The sequence below is a fragment of the Aneurinibacillus migulanus genome (genome assembly GCF_001274715.1).
GTDB lineage: Bacteria > Bacillota > Bacilli > Aneurinibacillales > Aneurinibacillaceae > Aneurinibacillus > Aneurinibacillus migulanus.
On sequence record NZ_LGUG01000005.1, the window covers coordinates 140,254 to 154,514 of the forward strand.

The window sequence follows — 14,261 nt, forward strand, 5'->3', positions numbered from 1 at the left end:
GGGAGGAAGGGAACATGGATTGGAGTAGAGCAAAGACCATTCTCATTGTAACGTTTCTGCTGCTCGATTTATTTCTGGGCTATCAGGTTATTATGAGTCAGAATCGGGATATAGAGACTGCCCCGCAGGGGGAACTCATCCCATCAAGCCTTGAAGAGCTATTAAAGACGCGTACGATTACATTGGATACAGGGATTCCGAATGAAACACCGCAAATGAATTATGTGAATGTACGGTTTACCAGCTTTGCACATCATCTGCAATCGTTGACAGGTCAGGTGATTGGTCAGCAAGGAGTAGGGGTTATGGTAAAATTTAATGAGCCAGTTAAATTATCCGACTTCACAAATAAAGCGGAGGCGCTCAAAACCCTCGATCCTTACACAGTATACAGCCGGGATTATACATTCGATGAGAAGCGGAGTTCAGATTCGGTCCAGCGGTATGTTCAACAATATGGAAAGTATCCCATATTCAGTGCCCCGCTTGATATCGTAGTAGATGAGAAAAGAATTACCGGCTATCGGCAAATTCACGTACAGATTGTTAACCAGGGCACAGGGCGCAAGATTATTCCTGCCTTTACTGCGGTGAGAACTTTGCTGGATAACGGATATATTCGATATGGAGAGAACATCTCTGACGTATCTGTCGGCTATTATGGTCATATGTACGATGCGGATATCCAGGTACTTGCTCCTGTCTGGCGGGTGGTTCATACGGAAGGAGTTCACTATGTAAATGGCATTACCGGAGCGATAGAACAAGTGCCGCCTCTTGAAAAAAACTCGATTATCTCCAATAATAATACTAGCAAATAAGCGCGATTAGATTTTAGGGGAAAGCACAGCGAGGAGAGAAGAAAGGCTTATGAGATTTAGCGTGCTTGCCAGTGGAAGCACTGGAAATTCTTTTTTTATCGAATCAAAAAACAGCAAAGTGTTGGTAGACGCAGGGTTGAGTGGTAAACAGATAGAGAAGCTGTTAGAAGAAGCAGGCGTAAACGCAGCAGACTTGGATGCGATTCTGATTACGCATGAGCATTCTGATCATATTAAAGGAGTTGGTGTGCTGGCACGTCGGTATCAGTTGCCTGTCTATGCCAATTCGAAGACATGGGAACAGCTTGATCGACAGTTGGGTAAGATCGCGGAGGATCAGCGGCTGATTATGGAAGCGGGCGAGATGACCGAGTTTGGTGATATGAAAGTCGAATCATATGGCACTTCGCACGATGCCGCTGAGCCGATGGGTTTTTGTTTCTATGAAAACGATATGAAGGTAAGTCTGACAACGGATCTCGGCTATGTGAGCCAGCGTATCAAGGATACGGTGCGCGGTTCGGATGCGTATGTTTTCGAGTCTAATCATGATGTGGAAATGTTGCGGATGGGAAGCTACCCGTGGAATACGAAACGTCGGATTCTAAGTGATGTTGGCCACCTTTCCAATGAGACGGCGGGAGAGGCGCTCGGCGATATTCTGGCAGGGAAGGGTGAGACCGTTTATCTGGCGCATCTCAGCAAGGAGAACAACATGACTGAGCTGGCGCGTCTGACAGTAAAAAACATTCTTGAAGATTACGGATTCAAGGATCAGGAACATGTTAAGCTGATGGATACGTCGCCTGTCCGTCCTACAAAGATGCAAGAGATTATACGTAAATGAAGCAGCACAATCGGCAACAATAATAAGTATGAGATGATACGGTACAGAAAGGAGCAACGCTATGGGGTATTATGATGATGATTTTTACGATGACCGCAAGAAAAGCAGACGGGGCGGCGCTTCTACGTTTTTTATCTCGCTCGTTTCTGCCATTATCGGTGGTCTTATTGTATTAATGATGGTGCCAACGCTATCAAAATCGGGCTATCTTCCTGGCTTTACCCTCCCCCCTGCTGAACAAGAACAGCCGACCCAGGAAACGCCAAATCCAAACGGCAGAAACGTTAACTATTCCGTTGAAGTAGGTTCAGGAGTAGTAGATGCCGTGAAGAAGGTAGAGAATGCAGTAGTTGGCGTTATTAACATTCAGCGTTCCCGAGATTTCTTCGGACAGTCGGAGGAAGGAGAAGCGGGCACTGGTTCAGGAATCGTATTCCGCAAAGCCGGAGATAAAGCCTATATCGTAACAAACTACCACGTAATTCAAGGGGCACAGCGCGTACAGGTATCCCTTATTAAAGGGGAGAAGAACCTGGATGCGAAAATAGTAGGGAGGGACCGGCTAACAGACCTTGCTGTACTTGAGGTCGATGGTTCCAAAGTTCAGCAGGTTGCCGAATTCGGTGATTCTTCACAAGTGAAGGCAGGGGAGCCTGCTATCGCTATTGGAAATCCGCTTGGTCTGGAATTCTCCCGTACTGTCACTCAGGGGATTATCAGCTCGGTTGAGCGGACGATGCCGATTGATTCAAACGGAGACGGCGAACCTGATTATGAGGTGAACGTACTTCAGACAGATGCAGCGATTAACCCAGGAAACAGTGGGGGGGCACTGGTCAATATCGCGGGGCAGGTAATCGGCATTAATAGTCTCAAAATCGCAAAAGCGGGTGTAGAAGGGCTTGGCTTTGCTATACCAATTGACGACGCTAGCAAAATCATTGATGACCTAATTAAATATAAATCTGTTCAACGTCCGGCGATGGGCGTGATACCTGTAGATCTCTCATCGATTCCACGTGAAGCGTATAAAGATCCGCTGCAGCTTCCAAACGATGTGGAAAGCGGTGTCGTTATTAAAGACATAAGTCCGATGAGCCCTGCTGATAAAGCTGGTTTGAAACGGTACGATGTCATGGTGCAACTAGACGATCAGAAAATTACCAATCAGGCCGGATTACGCAAATATTTATTCCAGAAGAGTATCGGCGATACGGTGAAAGTGACGTTCTACCGCGACGGCAAGCAACAAACTGTGAATGTAACGCTTGCTAAGCAGGAAGTAGAGTAATAAAAAAGGAAACCGGGGATAGTGTATGCCCCGGTTTTTGTATGTTTACACGCAAAATAAGGTATGATAGGAGCGAACAAAATGAAATCGGAGGGAAAAAACATGATGGATCCGACAAAAAAAGAATACCTTGCGAACGGTGGCGACCATTTCATCGTATGTGCAGCTGATCAGATGGAGCTTGCCCTTGATGAATTTGTGGATGAATATGGCGAAGCACCGGATGTATATTTGTTAGCGGAAGTGATGCAGGAGCTACCGGATTGGAGAGTGCCAGAGACATGCCAGTATAGTGAACAGAAGCCTGTATATATTTTAATTTAAAAACAAATTTGCATGAATCTCCAGGACAGGGAAAGTTATTCAATTTTTGTGAATAACTTGTGAGCAATTCTGTGAAAAATTCATTATCCACATGTGATTAAGAAAATATGGAAAAACAAAACCCTTGACAGTACTGGATTTTGTCAGTTTTTATGTGTGATTTCTATACACAAAATAGTTATCAACAATTTGTGGATAACTGTGTTTATACGGGGGATAACTTTTAAAAAAGTGTGAAAAAGGCGAAAGGGAAAAAAGTTATGCACATTACAATTGTAGCGGTCGGCAAACTAAAAGAAAAGTATTTGAAGCAGGGTATCGATGAGTACCGGAAACGATTAACAGCCTATGCGAAGGTGGATATTGTGGAGGTGGCGGACGAGAAGGCACCGGAAAACCTAAGTGAGGCCGATATGTTACGGGTGAAGGAGAAGGAAGGCGAGCGGATTCTAGCTGCACTGAAGCCGGACCAACATGTGGTTGCACTTGCCATTGAAGGCGAGTTGTGGTCATCGGAGCAGCTGGCAAAGAAGCTGGATAACTTGGCGACATATGGTAGGAGTTCAGTCGCCTTTATTATCGGCGGCTCGCTTGGGCTGTCGGACGCGGTGATGGACCGGGCGAATGAGTATTTATCGTTCTCGAAGATGACGTTTCCGCACCAACTGATGCGGCTGATTCTGCTGGAGCAGGTGTATCGGGGATTTCGGATTAATCGTGGGGAGCCTTATCATAAGTAACGGCAAGTATTTACAAGCATTAACAAAGTAGTTGCCTTGAAATAAAGTTCGTAATGATTAGATTTATATATTTAACTGGGTGGGTATGTTTAAAGGCATTAACTTTGTTTAATAATATTGGCGGTGTCAGTAATCGCGGTTGGGCACGGCATCTCGTCCAAGCACTTATAATAAATTAAAAGTGAATACTGATTGATGGAGGAATCGATATGACGCCCAACTCGGAAAGCAAAGAGTTAGTAATAACGCGTGAGATTCATGCGCCACGCGAACTTGTATTCCAAGTATGGACTGAAGCAGAGCACCTGAAGCACTGGTGGGGGCCGAAAGGGTTTGAAATAAGTGTAAAGCATCTCGATTTTCGTGAGGGCGGATTTTTCCACTACAGTATGCAAGCTCCTGGTGGCAGTCGAATGTGGGGTAAATTTGTGTACCAGGAGATCAAGGCTCCCGAGAAGATTGTCTGGATCAACTGCTTTTCGGATGAGGCAGGAAACATTGTCAGGTCTCCATTCAGTGATTTGATCCCGCTCGAAATCCGAAATAAGGTAACGATGAGCGATAATAATGGTACAACCCAAATAACCCTTTGCAGCCGACCGATCAATGCTACTGAAGAAGAGCGCAACTTCTTTGAGGGGATGTTCGATTCCATGAAGCAGGGCTTCGGGGGGACCTTTGATCAGCTTGAACAATATTTGTCGGAGGAAAAAAACTAGCCAAAGCGTCCAATAGGATGTCTTTTTTTGGTCCAAAGTTCCGTGAGCAGAAAAGTTATCTTTACACTTGCCGTTACCCGCTGTTTGAACATTAGCGGGTGCGGCATTTTTATTGTCCGCACAGCTTAACAATGATAATCGTTATCAATAATGGTAAAATAAACAAGAGTCCTCATCTGCTTCTGATCAAGAAGCTGCACAGGATGTACAACGATCGATCTTACGTATTACTGGCAAACGACTATTGAAATGAGGTATGCAACGTGAAAATCGATGTTAATCAGTTAGCGGAGCATTTGGCACACATTCCTTTTCAAGTAGAAGGAGTATATCGATATGCGAAAAATCCAGGTGTACCTTACGCTGAATATACAGATTCTTTTCCTGGGTTTGTGTTTCCACTTACAGGGAAGGTACAATTTCAATTTAATGGAACGCCTTATATCTTTTCGCCAGGAAAAGTTGTGCATGGCGGTGCAAGAATGAAACTAGCTCAAAAAATGTTCGGTAACACAAACTGGGAATATATCCTTGTTTTATACCGGATATATAACTCAGAACTAGAAGAGACAAGCTTTTCCCATCAGCATTTTGAATTATCAACGGGTCAATCTCCTCGTCTGATTGAATTAATTATGCGCCTTTGGCATGTGTATAATCAGCCTGGTGGCATTTCGATGTTTCAGACCGAAATGCTGTTTCGTGATGTACTGAATGAAACCTTATTATGTGTTGTGAATAGGCAGAATAGCTGTGAATCACAAACTTTGTTCGAACGGGTATCTCATTATATTCATGAATACTATGATCAAAGCCTTACAATAGCATCGCTTGCAGAACAACATAACGTGAATCGAAATCGACTGTCTTATGTATTTAAAAGACATGCAGGTATGGGACCAGCGGAATACATATTAAAACATCGTATAAACATGGCGCAAGAAATGCTATTTACAAGTGGAGCGTCTGTACAACAAATTGCGCAAACGGTTGGAATTGCTGACCCGTTTTATTTTAGTAGAGTGTTCAAGAAACAACTTGGTATCTCTCCTACTGAATATCGAGAGAAGTTCATCAATAATCCATGCTAATTTCAACAGGCATCCATTCTCATCTAAAAATTTCTTTTCTATACTAATGGCAAACGAAAGATAACATGATGTTGGAGGAATTTTCGTATGCAAAAGATGAAAGGCCTGCTAATCTCCATGTTATTAGTAGCAGGCATACTGGGAGGTTGTAATGAAACACCTGCTGAAAATAAAGGATCAACGACAGAAGGCGCATCTACAACAGCAGGTAAGGTAGATACAACTGAATGGCCAAGAACATTTAAGGATGCCTTAGGTAAAGAAATTGTTATTGAGAAACAACCAGAGAATATTGCTTCATTATGGTATTTTTATCCTGAAATACTAATTGCATTAGGTGAGCCGCCTGCTGCTTCTACTGAAAAAGAGTATCTATCTTCTTTAACCTATTTAAAAGGAAAGCTGGATTCTGCTGATGAATTAGGAGAAAAATTATCACCTAATATTGAAAAAATCCTATCGATAGAGCCTGACATTATTTTAGCAACTGAGAATCATGAAAAAATGTATGATTCACTAGGAAAGATTGCGCCAGTCATTACGTTAAAATCCAAGGACATCTATGACGATTGGCAATATGGACTCCGTACAGTAGCCGAGATTATTGGAAAAGAAGATGAAGCGGAAAAAGTCATTGATAAAATGATGAAAGAAATCACAACTGGGCGCGAAGCATTAAAATCGATTGAAGGAGAGTCAGTAGCCCTTATATTGTCGTGGGATGGAAAAACGTTTAATGTCCTAGGTGAAGGAAATCCGGTCTATATACTTGCGTTTGATAAAGAGAAGGGACTGGGACTTACACCAGACCATATATTTAAAGGTACGACTAATAAATTTACTACGTTTGAAGGAATATCAACTGTTGAAGCAGACCATATTTTCCTTATCGGTGACATTACCAAAAAGGAAAAATTAATGAATGACTTAAAACAAAGCAATGTATGGAATAATCTCAATGCCGTTAAGAAAAGAAATGTTCATTTAATGGATGTGTCCGCTATTACTGGTGGCCCATTAGCTATCGAATACGCTTTACAAAATATAACAAGTGCCTTGCGTAAGCTCTAAAAAGTCGAGAAAAATGAGGAGGGATTCATATATGCATTACCAAGCTATTAATCTGAATGAGAAGCTATCTACATTTAACGATCTCTGGTCTCCGAAAGTCATTGCTGAAATAAATGACTATCAATTTAAGCTCATTAAGATTGCTGGGGATTTTATGTGGCACGAGCATCAAGGGACGGATAAGGTATTTATTGTGCTCGAAGGAGAGATGTTCATTGCTTTTCGTGATGGCCAAGTGAAAATTTCCAAGGGTGAGATGTTTATTGTCCCGGGGGGAGCCGATCATAAGCCTTTCGCCGAAAAGGAATGCCATATCATGTTGGTGGAGCCTAGAGGCGTAATAAACACTGGCGGTACTGAGTCCGAATGAACAGCAGCCAATGCGAAAACGCTATTCATAGACACACAGCTAAAACTACTTTTGCTGGAATGAGATGTTCTGTGGCAGCTCCTTCTTACTTTTCGCCGATAGATCCGTTAAGGTGAACCCTACCACAAGTAACGCAAGTTTTTTGAATAAAATCAATAAGTACATAATTTTCCTTCAAAAGGCTAAATGAGTTGGAAGTTGTAGGATTAGATTTCAGAAACAAAATTGCCTATATATGTGAAGTAACGGCCCGCTCTCATCACCAGCTTGAACAAAATGGTATCAGAAACAATCTTACAGATAAGTAGGAATTTCCCTGTATTGACAACAGATTCGCTTCTTGCCATAATAAAAATTAATTAGATACTGGTACTTTAATTCAGTCCTGTGAGGCTGACAAGAACAGCAGAGTTTATGATAATTCATGGTTGATAGGCAGATGTTTAGCCTTTTGTTTATTGTAAATATAAGGGTTTATTGTCAGGTTATGGCAATAAACCCTTTTTGTTTGCCCACAGTTTTTGTCGGTATCATTTTAAAAACAATGCTTTGGAGGAATATGTATGGAAAAAGTAGATTCAGAATTTTCATTACAGCCTGTACCGCAGGTAAATCGTAATGGTTTTTGGAAAATCCTCGCTGTTATGCTCGGATTTACCTTTTTTTCAGCAAGTATGTGGTCTGGTGGGACATTAGGTAACGGACTGTCATTTATGCAATTTATTTGGATTGTATTAGCTGGTAATTTGATCCTTGGCATTTATACAGGTGCATTAGCTTATATTGCAGCTAAAACAGGATTATCCACACATTTATTGACTAGATATGCCTTTGGTGAAAAAGGATCATATTTATCCTCTCTTTTGTTAGGTGTGACACAAGTCGGCTGGTTTGGTGTAGGGGTAGCGATGTTTGCAATTCCTGTTCAAAAAGCTACTGACATCAATGTCTATTTATTAATTGTCATTTCAGGTGTGTTAATGACAGTAACGGCGATTTACGGAATTAAGGCATTGGCTATATTAGGGATCGTTGCGGTTCCATCTATTGCTATATTAGGTGGCTATTCTGTTTTAGAAGCAACGGACACGGCTGGTGGAATTCAAGGGTTAATGGGGTATCAACCACATGAAGCGCTGGGATTAGCCGCAGCCTTAACAATCTGTATAGGATCATTTATTAGTGGCGGGACGCTTACACCTGATTTTGCCCGATTTGCCAGGACCACTCGTTCTGCTGTTGTTTCGACGGTCATTGCTTTCTTTCTTGGAAATTCGTTAATGTTTTTATTTGGGGCCGTAGGTGCTATTGTCTACGGCAAAGCTGATATATCAGATGTTATGTTTTTGCAAGGATTAATTGTACCGGCTATTATTGTACTTGGCTTAAATATTTGGACGACAAATGAAAATGCGTTGTATGCTTCTAGCTTAGGATTTGCTAATATCACTAAAATCTCGAAAAACAAAATTGTTATATTTAATGGTACAATTGGAACGATTGCAGCAATGTGGCTATATAACAACTTTGTTGAATTTTTGACCATATTAGGCTCCACATTGCCATCAATTGGAGCAATAGTATTAGCTGATTATTTCTTGTTGAAACGCGGAAATTATAGAAAATTTGAAGAAATGAAATTTAAAGCAGTGAATTGGATCGCTATAATAGCATGGGCAGGTGGGGTTGCTACTGCGAACTTTGTACCAGGTATACCACCGATTAACGGACTCTTAGGAACGGCGATCATTTATGTTGTTCTGATGAAATGTATACCGCAACGTGGAGAATAATCAACAAATAAAAGGTATGAAAGGGTGGGAGCATTAGTGATTATTAAACATGCAAAGCTTAGAGGTAAAGATGGATTATGGAACATAATCGTACAAGATGGGAAGATCAGCAAAGTAACACAAACATTGGACGAAGATGTCGGTCATGAAATCATCGATGTAGAGGGGGCCCTTGTTCTTCCACCTTTCATCGAACCGCATATTCATTTGGATACAACCTTAACAGCAGGTGAACCAGAATGGAATAAAAGTGGCACCTTATTTGAAGGTATTCAAAGATGGTCACAGAGAAAAGAAACATTAACAGTAGAAGATGTGAAAACAAGGTCAAAAACAGCGTTAAAATGGCAAATTGCTCAAGGGATTCAGCATGTTCGGACACATGTAGATGTAACAGATCCAGCGTTAACGGCTTTAAAAGCCATGCTGGAAGTGAAAGAAGAAATGGCTCCCTATGTAGATATTCAACTTGTTGCTTTTCCACAAGAAGGGATACTTTCTTATCCAAATGGAATAGAATTACTTGAAGAATCATTGAAAATGGGTGCTGATGCAGTAGGTGGTATCCCTCATTTTGAATTTACTCGGGAATATGGAGTAGAGTCATTAAAAAAGGCTTTTGATCTTGCTGAAAAATATGATCGATTAGTAGATATTCATTGTGATGAAATTGATGACGAACAATCTCGTTTTGTCGAGGTGGTAGCGACAGAGGCATATGAGCGTGGAATAGGTGCCCGTACGACAGCAAGCCATACAACAGCAATGGGCTCTTATAATGACGCATACACGTATAAGCTATTTAGATTATTGAAGCTTTCTTCCATTAATTTTGTATCAAATCCACTGGTAAATATTCATCTTCAAGGAAGATTTGATACGTATCCAAAAAGAAGAGGTTTGACAAGAGTCAAAGAGCTTCAAGAGGCAGGACTCAATATTTGTTTTGGCCACGATGATGTATTTGATCCATGGTATCCGTTAGGAACAGGGAATATGCTTCAAGTATTACATATGGGAATTCACGCTTCGCAATTAATGGGCTATGAGCAAATCGTAAACTCAATGGATTTAATCACTAATAACAGTGCTAAAACGTTACAGATTGAAGAAATCTACGGAATTGAAGAAGGGAAACCAGCTAATTTCATTGTATTGTCTGCAGAAAATGAATATGAAGCCATTCGCAAGCAGGCGACAGTTAGATATTCCTTCAGAAATGGCAAGATTATTGCCGAAACGAAGCCAAGTGAAACAACCATAGCTTTGGAGCAATGTGAAGAGAAGATCAATTTTAGTAAATAGTGGACGTTTAGGCACAACTTTATTGAGGTTGTGTCTTTTTTGCATATGTCGAAAAAAGTAATCCCGCTAGATATTGATAACCTAGCGGGATTCATTTGTAATTGAAGATCATAGTTACCTACCTGCATCTTTTTTTTCAAAATGTATCGTTGAATCAGGACCAAAAAGAAATATATTCAGCAGTTCATATTCAGTTCATATATTTTTTGTATCATCCTGTTTGTAGGAAAGAAAGCAAGATTTCAAATGAATGAGAACGGGAAAGGATGTAAATAAATATGCCGGCAGTAAAGAAACAAAAAGGATGGCGTCAGTTTATTCATTTGGTTCAACAAACGAAGCCATCGAAACTTTTCCTTTGTATAGCTTTACTATTAAGTGTGAGCACAACCGTAGTAGGATTACTCGTCCCGTTGTTTACGAAAAATCTAATCAATGATTTTTCACTAAGTTCATTGAGCACGGGAAGGATTATTCTCCTGGTTTCCGCGATGTTAATCCAAGCATTAGCGAGTGGAATATCTATTTATTTGTTAAATCATATCGGACAGTCAGTAGTAGCTGGAATCAGAGATCGATTATGGAAGAAGCTTCTCGTTTTACCTGTGTCTTATTATGATGAGAACCAAACAGGTGAAACGGTTAGCAGGATGACAAATGATACTGCAATAGTAAAAGGATTAATTACAGATCACCTCGCTAATTTTCTAACAGGTATGATTTCGATTATTGGATCGATTATCGTTTTGTTTATATTAGATTGGAAAATGACCTTACTCATGCTCATTGCAATTCCGCTTTCATTTATGATATTAGTTCCACTTGGAAGAAAAATGCATCAGGTTTCAAAAGGAACGCAGGATGAAACTGCACGGTTTACCTCGGTGATCCAGCAAGTACTATCAGAGATACGCCTGGTTAAAGCTTCGAATGCTGAAATGATTGAATACAAGAATGGAAAAAAAGGAATTACTCAATTATTTCAATATGGGTTAAAAGAGGCAAAAATCCAGGCGATGATCGCCCCAATTATTGGTCTAGTTATTATGTTATTACTAGTAGTTATTCTAGGTTACGGTGGAATGAGAGTCTCTTCAGGTGCTTTAACAGCTGGGGATTTAGTTGCGTTTATTATGTATTTATTTCAAATCGTGATGCCTATGGGACAATTAACCTCCTTCTTTACCCAATTTCAGAAAGCAACAGGAGCAACGGAACGAATTATTTCCATTTTAGAAACGGATGAGGAAGATAATGATTCAGAACAAAAAGTTCAAAATGTAAATCAATCAATTACAGTGGACCATTTAAGCTTTTCCTATAAAAATGGAGAAAATGTTCTTAAGGATATAAGCTTTTCGGTAGAGCCAGGAAAGGTTACAGCCATTGTAGGTCCCAGCGGTAGCGGAAAAACGACACTGTTTTCATTGTTGGAGCGATATTATCAGCCACAGCAGGGTTTGATTCGACTAGGTGTGGAGTCAATTACTCACTTTTCATTGCAATCATGGAGAAGTCAAATCGGCTATGTATCGCAAGAAAGCCCGATTGTTTCAGGAACGATTCGTGATAATATTTGTTATGGTTTGGAAAAAGAAGTAGATGATGCAGATTTATATCGCGTAGCAAAAATGGCTTATGCCGATCAATTTATTTCAGAGCTTCCTGAAGGATTTAATACCGAGGTTGGAGAACGAGGGATGAAGTTATCGGGAGGCCAAAGACAAAGAATTGCCATTGCACGTGCGTTTTTAAGAGATCCAAAAATTTTAATGCTTGATGAAGCGACATCAAGTCTAGACAGCAAATCCGAGCTGGTTGTTCAGCAAGCATTACAAAACTTGATGAAGGGAAGAACAACGCTCGTTATTGCCCATCGCTTATCAACCGTTATTGATGCTGACCAAATTCTATTTTTTGAAAAAGGTAAAATTACAGGTAGTGGTACACATGAGGAACTTGTACAAACCCACTCCTTATATCGTGAGTTTGCAACACAGCAATTAAGAATGAGAGAACCAGTTTAATAAAGGGAAGGGAATGTAGTTGAATGACGAAGCTGTTAATTGTCGATGATGATTCCTATATTCGCGAGCTTGTCGTCCTTTTTTTAAAAAAGGAAGGCTTCGAGCTGTATGAAGCTTCAGATGGTTTAAAGGCATTACATTTGATGGAAAAGATAAAAGTCGATCTTATCATTATTGATATCATGATGCCGAATATGGATGGTTGGCGGTTGTGTCAGGAGCTTAGAGAATATAGTGATATCCCCATTTTAATGTTAACAGCTAAAGGTGAAACGACGCAAAAGGTTAAAGGCTTTGAAATGGGGGCAGATGATTATCTTGTTAAACCATTTGAACCGATTGAATTAGTGGCAAGGGTTAAAGCATTGTTGAAAAGGTATAACCTTACCGTTTCACAAACAATTGAAATTGGAGAATTTAAGTTAAATCGAAAAACACATGAAATTTCTTTTAAAGAAAAGGATTTTACAATACCGTTAAAAGAATTTGAGCTCCTATTCAAATTGGCTAGTTATCCGGGAAAAACCTTTTCCAGAGAACATCTTATTGAAGATATATGGGGATACGATTATGAAGGGGACGAGCGAACTGTTGATGTCCATATAAAAAGGCTAAGAGAACGGTTTTCGGAAATAGAGTTTCCGTTTCGTATCAAAACCATAAGAGGACTTGGATATCGCCTTGAGGCAAAATCATGAAGGTAAGAAAATTTTTTAAACATTTATTTGGTATATTCGTTTTTTTCGTGATGGTCATCTTTAGTTTTTCAGCGGCTTACTTTATCGTATCTTATATTTATCACTTGTTTAGTTTCCATACATCCAATTATATTCATCAGTTGTTAACTACAATTCTTGGATTTTTTATTCTGGTTGGTGTTGCATTTAGCATTTCAATCATCATACGTTCCAAGCAACGTAATCTTTTTCAAGAAGTAATTGATGCTTTGAAAAGAATTGCTAAAGGTGATTTTAATGTGCAGTTGGAAAACCTGAAAAAAGAAGATCCTTTTACCACTCTTATTGATCATATCAATCATATGGCGAAGCAATTAAAGCAGATGGAAGATATGCGACAAGAGTTTATTTCGAATGTCTCACATGAAATTCAATCACCGCTTACGTCTATTAGTGGCTTTGCCCGCGCACTTCAATATGATCAGCTTAGCCAAGAGGAGAGATCTCACTATCTCAGCATCATTGAAACGGAAAGCAAGAGGCTATCTAAATTAAGCGATAATTTACTTAAGCTTACTTCACTCGAATCTAAGAACCATCCATTCGATCAAAAAAACTATCGTTTGGATAAGCAAATAAGAAACTGGACTCTTGCATTTTTCCGTCCGATCCCAAAAATGGGCATACGGGTGGCGTAAAAGAATAAAATGTAACGATTACGAGGATAGTCTTAGATTTTTAAGCACTTCAACCAGAGGTTTTTGTGCCCATCCTTGTTCATAGGCATACAAAATGAGCTGCCCCATACAGTCCTTTCGAATACGACGTACCACATCTCCTAATGTGAGCGACGGCGAATGGCGTTTTCCTTTCGCCTGTTCAAGCGCAAGAAACGTATACGCCAGAAACTGAATCGTCCAAAATCGTTCGATCCCTTTGTGCGAAAGGTGCTGGTACTGATCGAAACCAAGCAACTCCTTAAAGTACCGATACCCAACTTCGATTTGCCAGCGTACGGCATAGTGGCGCAGGACGGTCACGACATCCAGGCTGGTATCCGTACACAGTAGGCAAAACGGTAGTTTTTTCGGGTCAAACTTGTCTTCCCAGGACAGAAACACACGCACATTTTCCATGTTGCTCAGCGGTCCTTCATACGCGTACACCTTATACGTCTGACCGTCT

Annotated in this window: 15 protein-coding genes; 14 read left to right on the plus strand and 1 reads right to left on the minus strand. The window is 40.4% G+C overall.

The features are described from left to right. Positions 1-14 precede the first annotated feature (14 nt). The 14 genes from AF333_RS26395 (at position 15) to AF333_RS26460 (ending at position 13,774) form a co-directional block, all read left to right on the plus strand. Positions 15-821, plus strand: a complete 807-nt coding sequence (locus tag AF333_RS26395; RefSeq protein ID WP_043068424.1) for a two-component system regulatory protein YycI — start codon at positions 15-17, stop codon at positions 819-821. Between the two features lie 49 nt (positions 822-870). Then, complete coding sequence (locus AF333_RS26400; RefSeq protein WP_043068425.1) at positions 871-1,668, plus strand: MBL fold metallo-hydrolase; 798 nt, start codon at positions 871-873, stop codon at positions 1,666-1,668. A gap of 61 nt (positions 1,669-1,729) precedes the next feature. Continuing rightward, a complete protein-coding gene (locus AF333_RS26405) occupies positions 1,730-2,959 on the plus strand; it encodes a S1C family serine protease (RefSeq protein ID WP_043068426.1) in 1,230 nt (409 codons plus the stop codon). Positions 2,960-3,061: 102 nt separating this feature from the next. Further along, the gene (locus tag AF333_RS26410) at positions 3,062-3,283 is read left to right on the plus strand and encodes a CxxH/CxxC protein (RefSeq protein WP_235356063.1); all 222 of its coding nucleotides are present in this window, start codon (positions 3,062-3,064) and stop codon (positions 3,281-3,283) included. 260 nt (positions 3,284-3,543) lie between these two features. After that, positions 3,544-4,023, plus strand: coding sequence for a 23S rRNA (pseudouridine(1915)-N(3))-methyltransferase RlmH (gene rlmH / locus AF333_RS26415; protein ID WP_043068432.1), 480 nt, complete (start codon positions 3,544-3,546; stop codon positions 4,021-4,023). Positions 4,024-4,232: 209 nt separating this feature from the next. Continuing rightward, positions 4,233-4,742 (plus strand): SRPBCC family protein, encoded by a 510-nt coding sequence (locus tag AF333_RS26420; protein WP_035318831.1) that lies wholly within the window; start codon positions 4,233-4,235, stop codon positions 4,740-4,742. 263 nt (positions 4,743-5,005) lie between these two features. Then, entirely contained in the window at positions 5,006-5,833 is an 828-nt protein-coding gene (locus AF333_RS26425; RefSeq protein ID WP_003333729.1) for a helix-turn-helix transcriptional regulator, read from the plus strand. 87 nt (positions 5,834-5,920) lie between these two features. Continuing rightward, positions 5,921-6,904 carry an ABC transporter substrate-binding protein gene (locus AF333_RS26430; protein WP_003333728.1) on the plus strand — a complete coding sequence of 328 codons (984 nt, stop codon included), beginning with the start codon at positions 5,921-5,923 and terminating at the stop codon, positions 6,902-6,904. Positions 6,905-6,935: 31 nt separating this feature from the next. Beyond that, positions 6,936-7,274, plus strand: a complete 339-nt coding sequence (locus AF333_RS26435; protein WP_003333727.1) for a cupin domain-containing protein — start codon at positions 6,936-6,938, stop codon at positions 7,272-7,274. Positions 7,275-7,837: 563 nt separating this feature from the next. Beyond that, a complete protein-coding gene (gene codB, locus AF333_RS26440) occupies positions 7,838-9,067 on the plus strand; it encodes a cytosine permease (protein WP_043068427.1) in 1,230 nt (409 codons plus the stop codon). Positions 9,068-9,103: 36 nt separating this feature from the next. Continuing rightward, complete coding sequence (locus AF333_RS26445; RefSeq protein ID WP_043068428.1) at positions 9,104-10,372, plus strand: cytosine deaminase; 1,269 nt, start codon at positions 9,104-9,106, stop codon at positions 10,370-10,372. A gap of 278 nt (positions 10,373-10,650) precedes the next feature. After that, the gene (locus AF333_RS26450) at positions 10,651-12,399 is read left to right on the plus strand and encodes an ABC transporter ATP-binding protein (RefSeq protein ID WP_043068429.1); all 1,749 of its coding nucleotides are present in this window, start codon (positions 10,651-10,653) and stop codon (positions 12,397-12,399) included. A gap of 23 nt (positions 12,400-12,422) precedes the next feature. Next, on the plus strand, positions 12,423-13,097 hold the full coding sequence (locus AF333_RS26455) for a response regulator transcription factor (RefSeq protein ID WP_043068430.1): 675 nt from the start codon (positions 12,423-12,425) through the stop codon (positions 13,095-13,097). Next, on the plus strand, positions 13,094-13,774 hold the full coding sequence (locus tag AF333_RS26460) for a histidine kinase dimerization/phospho-acceptor domain-containing protein (RefSeq protein ID WP_052812365.1): 681 nt from the start codon (positions 13,094-13,096) through the stop codon (positions 13,772-13,774). Before AF333_RS26455 ends, AF333_RS26460 begins: the two co-directional genes overlap by 4 nt. Before the next feature lie 18 nt (positions 13,775-13,792). On the opposite strand, the gene AF333_RS26465 is transcribed toward AF333_RS26460, so the two are convergent. After that, positions 13,793-14,261 (minus strand): transposase (locus AF333_RS26465; RefSeq protein WP_161808235.1); only part of this gene is annotated, 469 nt, incomplete at its 5' end.